This window comes from Moritella sp. 28 (assembly GCF_018219435.1).
GTDB lineage: Bacteria > Pseudomonadota > Gammaproteobacteria > Enterobacterales > Moritellaceae > Moritella.
The window spans coordinates 545,379-561,865 of sequence record NZ_CP056121.1; the positions used below are offsets into that span (position 1 = coordinate 545,379).

The window sequence follows — 16,487 nt, forward strand, 5'->3', positions numbered from 1 at the left end:
AATACATACTTTTTGCGTAGAATAAGCTCCTATTTGTTTTACAACTATCCACAGTAAGTAATACATGACTCTGTTAGCACTAGGTATAAATCATAATACGGCACCTGTATCATTACGTGAAAAGGTTGCTTTTTCACCTGACAATATTGAAGAGGCGTTCGCCAGCATTACGGCTGAGGGTATCGCGTCGGAAGTAGTGATTGTTTCAACTTGTAATCGTACCGAGATATATTGCAAAATTGAGCAAGGAGAGCCCGAACGCGTTACGCAGTGGTTAGTTGATTTTCATCAGGTGAAAATTGATGAATTAGCAACATGTACTTATCGCCATTACGATACCGATGCGGTACGCCATCTCATGCGAGTGGCTGGCGGCTTAGATTCACTGGTATTAGGTGAACCGCAAATTTTAGGGCAGATAAAACAAGCCTTTGCGAAAGCGAAACAGTTAAATTCTGTTGCTCAAACTCTAGATAAACTATTTCAAAAAACGTTTACAGCCGCTAAGCGCGTGCGTACCGAAACTGAAATCGGTGCTAATGCTGTCTCCGTGGCTTTTGCGGCTGTGAGTTTAAGTAAACATATCTTTGATGATTTATCTAAAACGCGTGTGTTACTGATTGGGGCGGGTGAAACCATAGATCTGGTTGCGACGCACCTTTCGGATCAAAATGTCTGTGAGATGATGGTGGCTAACCGTACTTTATCCCGTGCGGAAGTGCTGGGTGACAAGTTTGGTGCCAGCACCATGACCCTAGAAGAGATCCCTCAGCATTTACATAATGCGGATATTGTTATCAGTTCGACGGCAAGCCCATTACCTATTATCGGTAAAGGGATGATTGAAAGTGCATTAAAACTACGCAAGCAAAAGCCTATTTTCTTGGTTGATATTGCTGTGCCTCGGGATATTGAAGAAGAAGTCGGCGAGTTAGGTAATGCATATTTATACACTGTCGATGACCTGCAGGGCATCATTGAGCAGAATAAAGAAGCGCGTCAAGATGCTGCAGAGCAAGCAGAGCAGATCATTACTGAAGAAACACAGCTGTTTGCTGAATGGGCTGCTTCCTTATCAAGTGTTGATTCTATTAAAGAATACCGAAATGCGGCAATGGCTGAAAAAGAACTGCTACTTGAAAGAGCGATAGCCGCGCTGCAAAATGGTACTGACAACGAACGTGTATTAACAGAGTTAGCTAATAAGTTAACCAACAAACTTATCCATGCGCCGACGCAAGCACTCGTGAGTGCAGGCAAGCGTAATCAAGATGACGAGCTATTATTAGTGCGTCGTGTCATTGGTCTTGATTAGTTACCACGTCCCTAAAATAAAATAGATATTGCCATTGCTGATAATTGAAATTCATTAGCAACTGGTTACTCTATTTCAAACTGTTTTGGCATATATTCGGTATATCAATAGTAAATTATCGGAAAGCAATCGACTATTTCCTTACATATAGGTATCCTTGCCGATCACAACAAAGAAATAATCCATATTCAATTACTGAAGCAGCCTATAAGACTTCGGTGATCTATTTAACGGTAATACGAGAGTAAAGATGAAAGCATCGATCATTACAAAATTAGAAGCCCTAATCGAACGCCATGAAGAAGTTCAAGCACTATTAGGTGAGCCAGAGATCATCAGTGATCAAGACCGTTACCGTGCACTAACAAAAGAATACGCGCAATTAGAAGAGTTAGTTGCTTGTTTTAAAGAATACCAAGACGCAAAAGAAGATTTTGAATCAGCAGAAGAGATGTTAAAGGACGATGATCCTGACATGCGTGAAATGGCTGTTGAAGAATACAAAGAAAGTAAAGCAACGGTTGCGCGTGTCAGTGATGAGTTAGAAGTCTTGTTGTTACCACGTGACCCAAATGACAGCAATAACTGTTTCTTAGAGATCCGTGCTGGTGCAGGTGGTGACGAAGCCGCAATCTTTGCGGGCGACCTTTACCGTATGTACTGTAAGTATGCTGAGAAAAAAGGCTGGCGTTTATCAATCATGAACTTAAGCAACAGTGATCAAGGCGGTTACAAAGAAGTTATCGTTAAGATGGAAGGCGACGCAGTATTCGGCACCATGAAGTTTGAGTCTGGTGGTCACCGTGTACAGCGTGTACCAGAAACTGAATCACAAGGTCGTATCCATACCTCAGCTTGTACAGTGGTTGTTATGCCTGAGATCCCAGAGTCAGAAGCAATTAGTATTAACACAGCAGATCTTAAAGTTGATACGTTCCGTGCATCTGGTGCTGGTGGTCAGCACGTAAATAAAACCGATTCAGCGATCCGTATTACTCACATTCCTACGGGGACTGTGGTTGAGTGCCAAGACGAACGTTCACAGCATAAAAACCGTGCACGTGCGATGTCTATTCTACAAGCGCGAATTCAAGCGGCTGCTGATGAAGTTGTGCGTCTTGAAGAAGAAAGTACCCGTCGTAGCCTAGTGGCAAGTGGTGATCGTTCTGAACGTATTCGTACTTATAACTACCCACAAGGTCGCGTTAGTGATCACCGTATCAATCTAACACTTTACCGTCTAAATGAAGTGATGGAAGGTGAGCTAGACGTATTGATCCAACCAATCATTCAAGAACATCAAGCGGATCTGTTAGCGGCGCTTGCTGAAGCAGATTAGGTGTGTCGAGTACTGTGAAAACAATTGCACAATTATTGCAGTGGGCTGTCAAACAGCTCACTGACAGCGAAAGCCCGAAGCTTGATGCCGACGTTATCCTTTGCTTCCTACTCGATAAAGATCGCAGTTATCTTTTCACTTGGGATGATAAGGTAATGGATGATGATATTATTCGTCGTTTTACTGCTCTTATCACGCGTCGTCAGGCGGGTGAACCTGTCGCTCATATTCTTGGTTATCGTGAGTTTTGGTCCTTAGAATTAGAAGTGTCTCCTGATACGTTAATTCCAAGACCTGATACCGAAATCTTAGTCGAACAAGCACTTGTTTGCATGCCGAATCAAGCTTGCCAAGTATTAGATTTAGGGACAGGTACGGGCGCTATCGCACTGGCCTTAGCATCAGAATCACCACAAGCGACAGTGACCGCAATTGAATATCAGCAAGGCGCGGCAGCATTAGCACGTCGTAATGCCAAACGCTGTGGTTTTGATATTGCGGTATTGCAAGGTAGTTGGTTTGAACCTTTACAAGCCAATCAACGTTTTGATGTAATAGTCAGTAATCCACCTTATATCGAAGAACATGATCCACATCTGGCTATGGGTGATGTGCGTTTTGAGCCGTTAACTGCGTTAGTTGCTGCTGATGATGGATTGGCTGACTTAAAGCACATTATTCGTGAAGGTTATCAGTTTTTAACCGCGGATGGCTGGTTGTTAGTTGAACATGGCTTTGAACAAGGTGCAGCGGTACGCGCACTATTTACCGCATCCAATTATCATCAGGTTGTTACGCATAAAGATTATGGTAATAACGATCGTATTACTGTCGGACAACGAAAAGAAGTTTAATCATGGATATTGTTATTCCGCTGCACATCGTGACGCTGTTATTAAGTGTGCTGATGTATTTTGTAAATTTTGCCTTCACAGTAAAGCAATCACCGTATCTTGAGCATACAGGTTTTATCAAATCACGTAAGGTGATAGATATGATCACTGTGATGATGATTGCGTTAGTGTGTATGGTTTCAGGTCGTGCCCCGTTTGTTGAAACGGTCATGACAGAAAAATTAATGTCGACACTGGCCATCACCTTCATGATGTTTATGTCATTACAGCAAGGTAAGAATCTATTTTTCCGCTGTTTTGCGTTTGCCGGTAGTATCGGCTGGTTATTTTATGTGTACTCGTTAGCCGTTAATGGCGAAGCATATTTGCTGAGGTAATGATGGAATTAGATGCAAATGCAGCGCTGACAGAAACAGAACTGGCAGAAGATATAGCAGTAGATAACCACGCTATTGATAGTGAACAACTAGAAGAATACGATGATGAGCTTGCAGAAGAAGTGCTGATGATTGATAACGTCATGCTCGCAACATTATCAGCCATTGAGGAAATAACGGAGAAACCGTTACTCGAAGAGGCGATTATTGAATTGGATGAGCTCATTGAACTTATCGAAGTTGATATGCAAGGCTTTACCTGTGATGTTGAGAAACGTGACCAGTTATTGTATTTGTTTTATCAGCAACTTGGTTTTGCCGGCGATTGGCGTAAGTGGCTAGAACTCGACAGTGTATTATTACATAAAGTCATTAGCAGTCGTAATGGTGTGCCGCTGTCACTAGGCACTGTATTTATGTACTTTGCCGAACATTTTGAAGTGGATGTGGTTGGGATCTTATTCCCTGGCCAATTTGTGCTACGTTTCGGTAGTAAACAAGACGGGATTTATGTTAATCCAGCTGATGGACAGGCATTGAGTCGTCATAAACTCCAGGTATTGTTACGTGGTATCGAAGGTAATCATGCTCTGTTATCTGATGATGATTTATTCGAAGCTACGAACGAAATGCATTACTTGCGTTTATTACAGGTATTAAAAGCGGCGTTAATTCGTGATGAACATTTCTCGTATGCATTACGCTGTATTGACCTCATTTTAGAGATCGATCCTGATGAACCTTATGAAATTAGAGACCGCGGATTTTTGTTACAACAACTTGATTGTAAAAAATTAGCCAGTGAAGATTTTGCTTATTTTATTGAACAATGTCCAGACGATCCGATCACAAGAGTTTTAAAAGCACAAATAGATGAACTTGCTGCGACTGATGATACGATTCATTAAAATTAACTGATATAAAATGGACCCTTTAAGGTAATAATTATGAATGCAAAAATAGTAAAAATTGGTAATGATATTGTTTGTGCCAACGATCTACCATTTGTGTTATTTGGTGGCATCAATGTATTAGAAGACGAACTGTCGACTCTACGCGCTGTAGAAGCATATAAAACAGTGACGGATAAACTGGGTATTCCTTTTGTATTTAAAGCGTCATTTGATAAAGCCAACCGCTCTAGTATCCATTCTTTCCGTGGTGTAGGCATGGAAAAAGGTTTAAACATCTTTCAACGTGTGAAAGCTGAGTTTAATGTGCCGATCATTACCGACGTGCATACTGAAGCACAGTGTCAACCAGTGGCTGATGTTGTTGATGTGATCCAACTCCCTGCTTTTCTTGCACGTCAAACGGACTTAGTGCAAACAATGGCGGCTACGGGCGCTGTTATTAATATTAAAAAACCACAATTTATGTCTCCGCATCAAGTGGGCAATATCGTTGATAAGTTTGCTGAATGTGGTAATGATCAAGTTATTTTATGTGAACGTGGTCATTGCCATGGTTACGATAACCTGGTCGTTGATCCGCTAGCATTTGGTGTAATGAAAGAGCTTACTCAGGGTACACCAATCATTCTAGACAGTACCCATGCAACACAACAGCGTGATGCGGGTAGTGCTGCGTCGGGTGGTCGTCGTAAGCAAGTACCTGAATTAAGCTATGCAGGCTTAGCGACGGGGATTGCGGGTCTCTTCATTGAAGCGCATGAGAATCCAGCACAAGCGCGTTGTGATGGTCCTTCAGCGTTGCCTTTTGCTACGTTAGAAGCGTTTTTAACACAAGCAAAAGCGATTGATGATCTAATAAAGAGTTTTACTGCGATTGATATCGATTAATTTCAGGCATAAAAAAAGCGCTGTAATCATACAGCGCTAAAAACCTTTGACTGATAATACAAGTGTATTAAGCATATTATCAAAGGTTTGAAATAAGTAATCTCTACTTAAAGGCCTAAACCAAAAAGTTTAAGCAAACAAACACAACATTACATAACAAAGACTAACTTATATAAATAATACTAATTAACGAAAATTAGTAAAAATAAGTATTATGTCCTATATACATACGCGCACTATAGTTATTTTCTAGTATTCTTACAATTGACAAATTATAATGTTTCGCATTAGTTTTTCTTATCTAACTGGACGACACTATGTCACGCAGACTTCCGCCATTAAATTCGCTACGTGTTTTCGAAGCCGCAGCTCGACATTCTAGTTTTACCCGTGCATCTGAAGAGCTTTATGTGACGCAAGCGGCTGTAAGCCATCAAATTAAAGCGCTAGAGGAGTATTTAGGCATTAAATTGTTTCGTCGCCAAAACCGTGCGTTATTTTTAACGGAAGAAGGGCAAAGTTATTTTTTGGATATTAAAGATACTTTCACTTCACTCATTGATGCGACAGAACGTTTATTAGCTAGAGGTGCAAAAGGCTCATTGACGGTTAGTTTACAGCCTAGTTTTGCGATTCAGTGGTTAGTACCGCGTTTATCTTTGTTTTCAGAACTCTATCCAGATATTGATGTCCGCATTAAAGCGGTTGATATGGATGATGGATCACTGACTGATGATGTGGATGTCGCGATTTATTATGGTCGAGGAAAGTGGAAAGATTTACATGCGCAGAAATTACATACCGAGTATTTAGTACCTGTGTGTTCTCCACTATTACTGAATGGCGTTAAACCACTCAGAACGCCGGATGATTTAAAACTGCACACGTTATTGCATGATACGTCTCGTCGTGATTGGACAGCTTGGTTTAAGCAAGGCAATATTATCGGTGTTAATGTTAATCAAGGGCCTATTTTTAGTCATACTTCGATGGTATTACAAGCGGCAATACATGGTCAAGGCGTCGCGTTGGGACACAGTGTGTTAGCACAGCCAGAAATTGATGCCGGTCGTCTTGTGCGTCCTTTTACTGATGTCTTAGTGAGTAAAAGCGCGTATTACGTTGTTTGCCGTGAAGAGCAAGATGAACTTGGTAAAATTGTGGCATTCCGTGATTGGATGCTGTCTTTAGTAGAGGAAGAACAGCAAGAGTTTGTGGAGAATTAATTCATCACGAAGTCACTAAATCCTTGGTGTTATATCGTCAAGGGTTTAGACTGTGCGGCTTTTGTATGCAAACCAGTTCAAGATACCCCGTATTCTGTACTGGTTTGTGTATACTTTATGAATTTTGAATCTTGGTATTGTATCTATACTGAGTGTATATCGTCAGCCATGTTGATGACGAAAATGAGGTTATTAGAAAATGAATGGTATTTTATTATATTGCCGCCCTGGTTATGAAAAAGAATGTGCCGCTGAAATTCAAGCACGAGCGACTGCCATGGAGGCGTATGGTTTTGCTAAAGTAACGCTGAATTCGGGTTATGTTGTGTTTGAATGTCACTCTGCTGAAGATGTGGATTCAATAGCGAAAAAATTACCACTTTCATCATTGATCTTTGCACGTCAAATGATCGCATTACACGCACGTGTTGATGATATGCCGCTTTACGACCGTGTAAACCCTGTGGTTGCTGCCTGTGACGGTATCGAAGCCATGGGTGAGCTACGTGTTGAAATGCCTGATACTAACGAAGGTAAAGAGCTCTCTAAATTTTGCCGTAAGTATACGGTGCCACTTCGCCAATCGTTACGTAAAGGCAATCACTTATTACCAAAAGAAAATAAAAACCGTCCAGTACTGCACGTGTTTTTCATTACGAATACCAGTGTTTATATTGGTTACTCATATAGCTTTAATAACTCGCCATTACCTATGGGTATTATGCGTCTTAAGTTTCCTTCGAAAGCACCAAGTCGCTCGACATTGAAACTAGAAGAAGCATTCCATGCATTCATCCCAGCCGATCAGTGGGATAAACGTATCGGTGGAGCTATGCGTGCGGTTGACTTAGGTGCTTGTCCTGGTGGTTGGACGTATCAGTTAGTACAACGAAGCATGTTTGTTGTTGCTATTGATAACGGTGCAATGGCGGATAGCCTTATGGAAACCGGTCAAGTTAAGCACTTCGAAGAAGACGGCTTTAAATATGAGCCTGCTAAAACGACGATTGCGTGGACCAACCGTAAATTAAACGGTAATAAGATCAAGGTTCCTGAGAACCCACCAGTTGATATGCTGGTATGTGACATGATTGAGAAACCAGAGCGTGTTGCTCGTCTAATGTGTAAATGGTTATTAAATGCATGGTGTAAAGAAGCAATCTTTAACCTTAAACTGCCATTAAAACGCCGTTACCATACATTGGAAGATTGTTTAGCTATTTTAGATAAGCAACTTGACGATCGTTTTGTTATTCAAGCTAAGCACCTTTATCATGATCGTGATGAAGTGACTGTGCATGTTGCTTGGGCACATTTCATTCCTGAAGACAAATAGTATAGAGTAATAAAATAAGAAGGAGGGGATACATCCAGTGTGTCCTCTTATATTCCAAGCCATTAAATACCATATCTGTGGTTTATTTAATGGCTTTGTTATTTAAAACGATAACTAAAATATAATAGTGGATCCTTGCCACGTACTTTAATCCCAATGATCGCCCCCTCGATATTCATATTATAATAGGCCTCGTGCTGTAGAATGCCGCTTGATTTAACTTTTGTTTTGATAGTGACGCGCTCGTAATCAAACAATAGATAAGGACTGCGTTTTAAGCTGTAATGCAAGTGTAAGCTTAGCTTGCCAATATCTTTGAGCCTGGGGATAAAGAGGCGAGTAATATCGGGATCTATCCACATATTAAGCAGTTGTAGTCGCGCGGTATGTTTACGCTTATTTTTGCTTTGTTTGATAACAAACAGCGACTGTTTAATCTCAAATTTTGGGCTCAGGGCTGCTGTTGCCATTAATTCGGTTTGACTATAGCGGTTAGAAAAATGCCGCTCTGGTATATAGGATCTTAACTGATCTTCTGTCGCAAGAGCGATCTCGCTGAATAAACTTATTGAGAATATGATCAAAAGGTTATTATATGCCATATATCACCAAAGCTGCTGATGAGACCTTAACTATAGCTTGGTATCGACAAATTACTAGTTGTGGGTTTAATTACTCTCTGAAGCGTGTATAGAGCGCTATATGCGGAGGTGTAAGAGGTTATCAGTTACTTAACATCTGTGATGCTAAGCAACTGAATCAATTAATTAGTTTGAGTATAGCTAACTAATTGTATTTAATAATGGTGCTTATAAACGCTCTAAAATTGCTTGGGTAAAGTCTGTCGTACCATGCGTACCACCCAGATCACGCGTTGTTCTATCACCAGACTCAATGACATCGCGTACTGCGTTACGAATATTATCTGCTTCTGTTTTCATTTCTAGATGTTCTAGCATCTGGATAGAGGCAAGTATTACGGATGTCGGGTTTGCTAGGTTTTTACCTGCAATGTCAGGTGCACTACCGTGAACAGCTTCGAAAATAGCGATATCTTCACCGATATTTGCGCCCGGAGCCATACCAAGACCACCAACGAGACCTGCACATAAGTCAGATAAAATATCACCAAATAAGTTCGTAGTCACGATCACATCGAAACGTTCAGGGTACATAACTAGGTTCATGCATGCTGCATCAACGATCATTTCTTCTGATTCGATTTCAGGGTAACGTTTGGCTACTTCACGTGCTACTTCTAGAAATAGACCTGATGTTGTTTTCAAAATATTGGCTTTATGGATAGCCGTTACTTTTTTACGGTTTTCTGATTTTGCTAGTTCATATGCGGCCACACAAATACGTTCTGCACCGGCACGTGTGATGATACTTTTCGCTTCAGCTTCGCTACCATCATCGGCAATCATTTGGCCAGCGCCAGAGTACATACCTTCCGTATTTTCACGCACAGTAATAATATCGATATTTTCGTAGCGACTACGTGTACCTTTAAAAGAGACTACTGGGCGCAAGTTAGCGTATAAATTAAAATGCTTACGCAATGATACATTGATTGACGTAAAGCCTGCGCCAACAGGTGTTGTTAACGGACCTTTTAATGCTATCTTGTTCTGTTCAATTAAATCTAATGTTGCTTTTGGCAGCAGTTCACTTGAAGTTTGTAGTGCAGCAAGACCAGCATCAGCAAAGTCATATGCGAAATTACAGCCAGCCTTATCTAAAATTTGAATTGCAGACTCAATAATATCCGGACCAATGCCATCACCCGGGATCACTGTAATTCTTCTTTGTGTCATACATATTCCTTATTTAATTAGCGTACTTTCAAATGAAAATGTTTTGTTGCCGTATGGTAACAAAGTATTACTTGATTGTTAATGTAGTTACTGCTGTTATTTTAGTAAATAAAGCGTTTAACTTTGTAGGAATGCCATTTGTTAGACGTAGATCTAGAGTTTCACTTTTTTTGTACTATTAACGCTTAGTGCGAATACTCGACTTGTTACTCTAAGCGTCATTTTTATGATTAAGGCTGATACCGTAAATCTTTTAAATTAAACCCTAATGGAATATCAATTTTGAGCTGCGCTAGCTGCTGGGTGATATAAGCCATTTCTTTATGTGTATCAAGTTTTTCGCGAAGTTTGGGTTTTAGCTCTTCACTGGCATAAATCGCGTCTAAAGTAACATGCTGTGTTAATAACTGGGTGGCTGTTTTAGGTCCAATTCCTGCAACGCCAGCGAGATGACTACCACTGATCCCTGTTAAGGCCCAGTAGTCGACAAGCTGCTGTGGCTGCACACCAAATTTATCGTCAATAAAGTTTTGGTCTAACCAGCGTTTGTTAAAGTAATCACGAATTTGAATGTAAGGGTTTAACAGTTGGCAGTAACCCTTATCGGTCGAAATAATGGTGACTTGTTGCTGTTGCGCTGACATTTTGATAGCGAGTGTTGCAATCAGGTCATCCGCTTCATCTTGTTCTGTTAATAAAGAGTCTACGTTCAAATCCCATAGGTCATCTTGGATTAAATTGAGTGCTTGCTGCAAGCTTTCAGGCATTGGTTTACGATTCGCTTTGTAATCGGGGTAGACCTCATGGCGCCAGCCTGTTTGCTCAGCATCAAAGACCGCGACGACATGCGTCGGAGCCGTGATCGCTAATAACTTTCGAACTGCTTGCTTAATGGTTTCGCGCGTTGCGCTTATTTGCGCAACCGGATCATTACTTTGATTTAGTTGTACTGCATGAACTCGACGGATCAGGTTTAACGCATCGATAATTAATAAGTGATTTTGGGCCATATCCGTATTTCATCAAAGTTAATTGGTCTTTATTATTTCATAGCAAGGTTCATACTTACTACCTGGAAGCTTCATTCTATTCTGTTTTATGAAGTTTTTTAATAAATTGTCCATTAATTGCATTAATTTGGGGTCGCCTTGCAATTTAAATGGACCATTTTTTTCAATTGATTTGATCCCTGAGTCTTTAACATTACCCGCGACGATACCGGAAAAGGCTTTTCGCAGGTTCATTGCTAATACTTCAGGGGCTTGATCAAGGTTGAGATTTAATGCCGCCATATGCTGGTGGCTTGGGATAAATGGCATTTGAAAATCTAATTCTATTTTTAAGCTCCAGTTATATGAATAAGCATCACCAATGGCACGGCGATATTCATAGGTTTTATGCAAGGCTTGTTTCATTATTTGTGCTGCACTTGCGGCATCATCAATAATAATCTGATAGTATTTTTGCGCTTCAAAGCCAAGGGTTAAACCGACAAATTCATCAATGGTGGTAAAGTAGTCTTCGCTTTCCTTAGGCCCGGTAAGTACAATCGGCAACGGCTGTCGTTTATTTTCTGGGTGCATCATGATACCCAGTAAATATAACAGTTCTTCGGCGGTACCTGCACCGCCGGGGAAAATAATAATACCGTGAGACAGGCGTACAAAGGCTTCTAAACGTTTTTCAATGTCCGGTAAAATGACGAGTTCATTAACGATGGGGTTAGGTGGTTCGGCGGCGATAATACTGGGTTCGGTTAAACCAAGATAGCGGCGTTGTTTTACGCGCTGCTTCGCATGGCCAACTGTTGCCCCTTTCATTGGACCTTCCATTGCGCCAGGTCCGCAACCCGTGCAAATGTTTATCTCGCGTAAGCCTAATTCATGACCAACGGCTTTAGCATATTCGTATTCCGGTGAGCGGATGGAGTGCCCTCCCCAGCAAACGACCATGTTAGGATCTGAATCTGATTTTATCACGCGCGCATTACGTAAAATGGAGAATACTTGGTTAGTTAAAAATGAAGATAATTCTTTTTTGGGGACGGGTTCTTGCTCTATATAACTATTAACATAAAGAATATCGCGTAATACTGAAAATAGGTGTTCTTGAATACCTCGAATAATCTCACCATCGACAAACGCTTGTTCTGGGGCGTTATGCAGTTCGAGCTTTACGCCGCGTTCACGTTGTCCAACACTGATATCAAAGCTGCGGAATGCTTTCAAAATTTCACTACTGGAATCAGTACGAGAGCCTGAGTTTAATACGGCTAGTGAACAATTTCGGAATAATAAATATAAATCACTGGTGGCTGTTTGTTGTAGTCGGTCGACTTCAAGCTGTGAAAGCAAGTCCATACTGCCAACGGGTTTAATGTGCGTGATCATAAGCTAAACTCCATGTCAGATAAGCTGGCATTAAGCACGTATAACCGATTGATAAAAAATGAATATGGACGTACTTATTACCGCAGGTCTCATTAAGTTTAGTTGCTAATGATAACTTTATCTCGTCCTGAGCTTTTTGCTTGATACAAGGCTTTATCCGCTCGCTCGAAAGGCTCAACGGTTTCATTGTCTTCTGGTGCAAATTGAGTTGCACCAATTGAGATTGTTATTGAGATTTGTTCGCCTTTAAATCTAAATGGTATATTTTTAATTGTCTTGCGCAGGTTATCTAAAATTGCTTGTATTTCATGTGGTTCTAAGTCGGCAAGTAATACGACAAATTCTTCACCACCAAAACGGGCGATAAAATCTTTACTCTTAATCGATTTTTGTAAGGCTCTAGCGACTATTTTAAGGGCTTTGTCTCCCGCAATATGACCAAAGGTATCATTGATATTTTTAAAGTGATCGATGTCGATAATCGCGATTGTGGTGTTGGTTTGATAACGCAGCCAACGTTTAAACTCAAGTTTAAAGCGTTCGTCTAATGCAGTGCGATTGTATACTTGCGTTAAAGAGTCAAGGTATAGCTTATGCTGTTGTGCTTCTAGGCGTTGTGTATGCAGTAATGTTTCTTTTTTGAGTTGCTCGAGTTGATCCTGAACTGCTTTTATTTGTTGTTCTAATCGGACTTTTTCTTGTAGTAATTGTTCTTGTTGTTGAATACTACTTGAGATGATCTCAAGCCCTTGTTGCACGTGTAACTTCGTTTCTTCTAAGTTTTCACAGGTACTGATATCTAAGTCTAAAATATCAATTCGCTCTTTGAGGTTTTCCAACAAACTCATCTGTTTTTTACTTATTTTACTACTATCAATGAATGAGTTATCAAACTTATAAGCGATATTATTGAGTTCTTCGACAATCGCATGTAAAAACGTCTTCGATGCTAAGCGTTCTTCACGTGCGCCTTCGATAATATTATTGATGATCTGCAAACAGATATCAACGAGTTCATGGCTCTCGACACCTTGCAATAAACGTTGACGGATTTTTTGAAGATTTGAGCCAAACCCACCGGCAAAATCAAGTTCATTGATTAAGCGTTGCAAATCGTCACATATTTTTTTGTGCGCGGTTGCCGTTACACCGCCATTATTACTACGATGCATTTGTAAGTTTTTGATTGCACTGTGGTAAATGCAGAAAAGTGATTGCACTTTCGTTTGCAATGCCGCCACAGCGGTAACTTTGGGTTCTGCTAATAGTAATTGCAACTCGGCGGTGAGTTTTGGATCGTCCTGTAACAAATTAATCAATGATTTAGTGGCTTGAATTGTAGCGCTATCACCAATTTTTAAGGTATCGGATAAGATATGCGGTTGTAGCATCACTTGACGCTCAACCTGTTTGATTTGAGTGATAAGATCATTGTCAGACGCACTGCGTTCAAGAATTGATTTTAGCTTACTTACTTCAATGTTTAGCTCGGTATCGATACCTCGCGTGGCACCCAGTAAACGATTAATAAATGCTAATAACATGGCAGTGTTAATTTTTGCGTACCCGCTGGCATCACTTTGCTGTGTTGCTGAGTGCGAATCTTGTGATGTCTGCATGAATACTTTTCACATAAGTTAAATCAAAGATGAAGATTAGCTTACCACTATATATACATCTATAAAATAGTTTGGTGTTAAAATGTAAGCTTACAGCCAATTAATATCATTTTTGTCTGTTGATGAGGTGACTTTTACTAAGCCTTTTTCAATGGCTTGTTTTGAGCGATTCCAGATATCCCCATGGAAGAATGCCGGCTGTGTATAGGTCAGGGCACTTAATTTAACCCAACTATTTCGCTTATGTTTGCGACTTAACTGGATTGCTCCTGATAAAGCTAAGGTAGCAATATTTAACAGTTTTTTACTGTCTATTGCCGTTGGGTATTTAAATAAGAAGGGGTGAGAAACCATTCCAATCGAAATATCTTTGTCAAAATTAAGCTGGCAATCAAATTGCTCGAACCAGTCTAAGATTCGGTCGGCAATAATGGCAGGATCGTAATTTTTGTTTACTTTCTTAACTAACAATAATTGCGTGTCGTTCAACTGAAATAAGCGTTCTGAATCATGTAGTTGATGTTTTAAATATGTGCCTAATTCCGTTTCTATTTTATTTACGAGTGAAAGGCTGAATTTTTGACGTAAAGGCAGTAAAAAATCGAGACTAATGATTGCGCAGCTATGCACACTGTTTTGCTTATCTGAATATTCCCAATCAGAATAAAATCGTGCTTCTTGCAGTGGTGTCGGAATATATTGATTCAGACTGTGGATGTTATTCAAGCCTGTATTTGAATGAATATTGTAGTTATTCTCTAACTGCTCAACATCTTGTTTTTGTAATTTCATTTTTTGCGTATTGATGTAGTACAAATAAAGAATAATTAGCATAATTGAAGCAAGTAAGAAAACATTAATAACCAAGTTATGTTTTGATTGTCTTAGCTTGAGTACTTGTGCTTGTAATTGGTTTATCTTTTGCGATTTTATTTCATTATTTTCTTTGTGCTGATTCGATACGGGAAATGCTTTTTTTGCTTCAAAATGAGAGAGCTTGTTATAACGTATAAATTGCTTATAGCTATCGAGTGCCTTCTCGTATTGATCTGTTTCTTCATAGGCTGTCGCAAGATACAGATAGACGGTTTCAAATTGTTTACTATTGTTTAGTTTACCGGCGATCGATAATGCTTTATTTAAACGTATTAATGCGGTGTCGTAATGTTGTTGTTGAATCGCTAAATTAGCGAGATGTACGAGTGATTCAAGTAATAAAGCTGTTTGACCATTACTGTGAAACAACTGCTCTGCATTCGATAAATATTGCTCGGCTAAACTATAGTTGCCCATTTGTAAGTAAGTTTTACCCACTTCGAAATAGACTGCGTTTAATTTGTCTTTCTTATCATACACCTTCAGTAAATCGAGAGCGTTAAAATAATAAACGAGCGATAAGTTATATTCTTTAATTTTACGATGCATACTGGCAAGTGCTAATAAAGAATCGGAGAGTTGTAATTTGTTGCCCAGATTTTGATAGTACTGGGCAGATTGATTGGCAAAGCTGATCGCTAATTTAAAGTTGTCTTGGGCGATATAGGCTTGGCTCATTTTTTTAGTTAGCAGGCCATTGAGGGTATCTTGGTTATCAAGTAGTTTTTGTTGGGCTTTGTTATAAAAATTAATCGCTAAGGTTAATTTATTTTGCTGTTGGTAATTATACCCAATTGCGTAAGCTGCCCAAGCCGCATTGTTCGTGAGTGGGGTTTGGACGCCATATTGTTCAGCTTCGCGAAATAGTTGCATTGATTCTTCGTAATTATTGAGTTTTAACGCAATCTCACCGGAAATAATCTTGAGTGCAAAAGAGCCATTAGCAGTCGGATTATAAGTATTGTCATTCATGCTATCGATGACTTTGTTAATAGTTTCTTGTGCAAGTTGGAAATTAGCGAGCGTATTAGATTGTGCTAGAATGTGGCTTTTGATTAATAAACTTTGTTGTTTTAAATGCAGTGGTACGGAATTCGATTTTTCAGCGAGCATTTTATCGAGCGTAACAACGGCTTGATCGATATTATTTGCATAGAAATAGCAGAGCGCTTTTTGTTGTTTGATGAGCGCAAGATCTGAAGGCGTTACCGATTTTTCTCTGATTTTACTCATACGAGAGACTTCAGTAATGATGTCTTGTTTTTGTGTTTGCAAAAATTCATCAATAATTTGAATACATTGATAAGGTTGGCTGTATTGCACAGACTGACTGCGCTTGAGTTCATTCGGTAAGATCAGCTGATCAAATAAACTGGCAGCTGCAGTAGTGCTAAAGAGAAAAAATACAAGAGCATAAACAAAACGTAAAATCATGTGTTTGATATCGAATAGAAAGGCAGCTATCACATTCTTATGATCACATGTCCTTATTAACATTAGCTTTCCTTTGCTAATTCAGGCCTCCACCTGAGTGAG

Annotated in this window: 14 protein-coding genes; 8 read left to right on the plus strand and 6 right to left on the minus strand. The window is 39.8% G+C overall.

The genetic code is table 11. The annotated features are described in order from the left end of the window. Positions 1–64 precede the first annotated feature (64 nt). From hemA to rlmM, 8 genes are all read left to right on the plus strand, one after another. Positions 65–1,315, plus strand: coding sequence for a glutamyl-tRNA reductase (gene hemA / locus HWV02_RS02560; protein ID WP_211689623.1), 1,251 nt, complete (start codon positions 65–67; stop codon positions 1,313–1,315). Positions 1,316–1,565: 250 nt separating this feature from the next. Beyond that, positions 1,566–2,654, plus strand: coding sequence for a peptide chain release factor 1 (gene prfA / locus HWV02_RS02565; RefSeq protein WP_211678328.1), 1,089 nt, complete (start codon positions 1,566–1,568; stop codon positions 2,652–2,654). Positions 2,655–2,668: 14 nt separating this feature from the next. Continuing rightward, positions 2,669–3,508 carry a peptide chain release factor N(5)-glutamine methyltransferase gene (gene prmC, locus HWV02_RS02570; protein WP_211678329.1) on the plus strand — a complete coding sequence of 280 codons (840 nt, stop codon included), beginning with the start codon at positions 2,669–2,671 and terminating at the stop codon, positions 3,506–3,508. A gap of 2 nt (positions 3,509–3,510) precedes the next feature. Beyond that, positions 3,511–3,885, plus strand: a complete 375-nt coding sequence (locus tag HWV02_RS02575) for a SirB2 family protein (protein WP_211678330.1) — start codon at positions 3,511–3,513, stop codon at positions 3,883–3,885. Continuing rightward, the gene (locus tag HWV02_RS02580; RefSeq protein WP_255547023.1) at positions 3,885–4,793 is read left to right on the plus strand and encodes a SirB1 family protein; all 909 of its coding nucleotides are present in this window, start codon (positions 3,885–3,887) and stop codon (positions 4,791–4,793) included. The genes HWV02_RS02575 and HWV02_RS02580 overlap by 1 nt, the downstream gene beginning before the upstream one ends. Before the next feature lie 39 nt (positions 4,794–4,832). Then, on the plus strand, positions 4,833–5,687 hold the full coding sequence (kdsA, locus tag HWV02_RS02585) for a 3-deoxy-8-phosphooctulonate synthase (RefSeq protein WP_211673954.1): 855 nt from the start codon (positions 4,833–4,835) through the stop codon (positions 5,685–5,687). A 317-nt stretch (positions 5,688–6,004) separates the two neighbouring features. Further along, positions 6,005–6,913: a transcriptional regulator GcvA gene (locus tag HWV02_RS02590; RefSeq protein ID WP_211678331.1), complete on the plus strand. Its 909-nt coding sequence runs from the start codon at positions 6,005–6,007 to the stop codon at positions 6,911–6,913. 199 nt (positions 6,914–7,112) lie between these two features. Then, positions 7,113–8,249, plus strand: coding sequence for a 23S rRNA (cytidine(2498)-2'-O)-methyltransferase RlmM (rlmM, locus tag HWV02_RS02595; protein WP_211678332.1), 1,137 nt, complete (start codon positions 7,113–7,115; stop codon positions 8,247–8,249). A 98-nt stretch (positions 8,250–8,347) separates the two neighbouring features. Here rlmM and HWV02_RS02600 read toward each other — a convergent pair whose 3' ends face one another. The 6 genes from HWV02_RS02600 to HWV02_RS02625 all read right to left on the minus strand — a co-directional run bounded on the left by HWV02_RS02600 (position 8,348) and on the right by HWV02_RS02625 (position 16,448). After that, entirely contained in the window at positions 8,348–8,851 is a 504-nt protein-coding gene (locus HWV02_RS02600; protein WP_211678333.1) for a hypothetical protein, read from the minus strand. 207 nt (positions 8,852–9,058) lie between these two features. Next, the gene (locus tag HWV02_RS02605; protein ID WP_211678334.1) at positions 9,059–10,066 is read right to left on the minus strand and encodes an isocitrate dehydrogenase; all 1,008 of its coding nucleotides are present in this window, start codon (positions 10,064–10,066) and stop codon (positions 9,059–9,061) included. Positions 10,067–10,296: 230 nt separating this feature from the next. Then, positions 10,297–11,076 (minus strand): flap endonuclease Xni, encoded by a 780-nt coding sequence (gene xni, locus HWV02_RS02610; protein WP_211678335.1) that lies wholly within the window; start codon positions 11,074–11,076, stop codon positions 10,297–10,299. Positions 11,077–11,094: 18 nt separating this feature from the next. Next, positions 11,095–12,456 (minus strand): nucleotide 5'-monophosphate nucleosidase PpnN, encoded by a 1,362-nt coding sequence (ppnN, locus tag HWV02_RS02615; RefSeq protein ID WP_211678336.1) that lies wholly within the window; start codon positions 12,454–12,456, stop codon positions 11,095–11,097. 98 nt (positions 12,457–12,554) lie between these two features. Further along, positions 12,555–14,075 (minus strand): diguanylate cyclase, encoded by a 1,521-nt coding sequence (locus HWV02_RS02620; protein WP_211689625.1) that lies wholly within the window; start codon positions 14,073–14,075, stop codon positions 12,555–12,557. 90 nt (positions 14,076–14,165) lie between these two features. Beyond that, on the minus strand, positions 14,166–16,448 hold the full coding sequence (locus HWV02_RS02625) for a lipopolysaccharide assembly protein LapB (protein ID WP_255550585.1): 2,283 nt from the start codon (positions 16,446–16,448) through the stop codon (positions 14,166–14,168). Positions 16,449–16,487 lie beyond the last annotated feature (39 nt).